Raw genomic sequence first — 1021 nt, 5'->3', positions numbered from 1 at the left:
TTGAGCGGGGCGTTGGGGGAGGGCGCATAAAAAAAAAACCCCGCCAGTGCGGCGGGTCATTGGCGCAAATCAGCACCATGGGCAAAAATCTACCACAGCTGAGGTCACCGAGTCAAGAAAAAATTCCTATCGCGAAGCTGCCGCTCAGTGTCCTGGACGGCGCAGGGCCTTCCGGGGGACACCGTCTAAAACGCCGTCCGCACCCTGAGCCGCAGGATCGTCAGCAGGCTGAAGCCTCGCACCAGCAGGAAGACGTGCAGCGCCGCCCAAAGTCCAGTGTTGCCGAAGGCCGGCGCAAGGGTCAGCAGCGCGGCCGCGAAAACCAGGAACGACAGCAGCATCATGTTGCGCATGTCGCGGGACCAGGTCGCGCCGATGAAGACGCCATCCATCTGGAACGCCAGCACACCGCTCAGCGCCGTGAATGCCGCCCATGGCAGGTAGATGTCGGCCACCGAACGGACGTCCTCCGATGTCGTCACGAGAGCGACCAGATTGGCGCCACCAGACAGCATTACCAGCGTCGCGGCTCCCGCCAGCCCGAAACCCCAGAACAGCGTCAGCCGCACGGCCTGGCGGAACGGTGCGGCGGCACGTGCGCCGACGGCACGGCCCGCCAGCTGTTCGGCGGCGGTGGCAAAGCCATCGAGGAAATAGCCGGCGACGAGGAAGAAATTCATCAGCACGGCGTTGGCGGCCAGCGTCACCGTGCCGAACTGCGCGCCCTGGCGGGTGAACAATGCAAAGGCGGCGAGCAGCGAGAACGAACGGATCATGATGTCGCGGTTGAGCGACAGCATGCGCAGGAAGGCGGTCATGTCGAGCAGGCGATGGCGCGGCAAGGGCGGGGCCGCGCGAAACCGGCGGATCACGATGGCCAGGCCGAGCAGCATGGCCAGGAACTCACCGGTGACGGTCGCCCAGGCAACGCCGGCGACGCCCCAGCCAAGTTCCAGCCCAAGCAGGAAGCACAGCGCGATGTTGATGCCGTTCAGCACCAATTGCAGCACCAGTCCAAGCC

General features: G+C 65.0%; 1 protein-coding gene. It reads right to left on the bottom strand.

Annotated features, from left to right (window positions below; genetic code table 11):
* Window positions 1–185: 185 nt before the first annotated feature.
* Window positions 186–1021: MATE family efflux transporter (locus ENZ74_RS32865; protein WP_245462739.1), on the bottom strand; the 836-nt coding region annotated here is incomplete at its 5' end.

The organism is Mesorhizobium sp. M7A.F.Ca.CA.002.15.2.1, assembly GCF_003998715.1.
In the GTDB taxonomy this organism is placed as follows: Bacteria; Pseudomonadota; Alphaproteobacteria; order Rhizobiales; family Rhizobiaceae; genus Mesorhizobium; species Mesorhizobium ciceri.
Note: the sequence above shows the minus strand (reverse complement) of the source record. Positions and strands in the feature narration are given on the sequence as shown.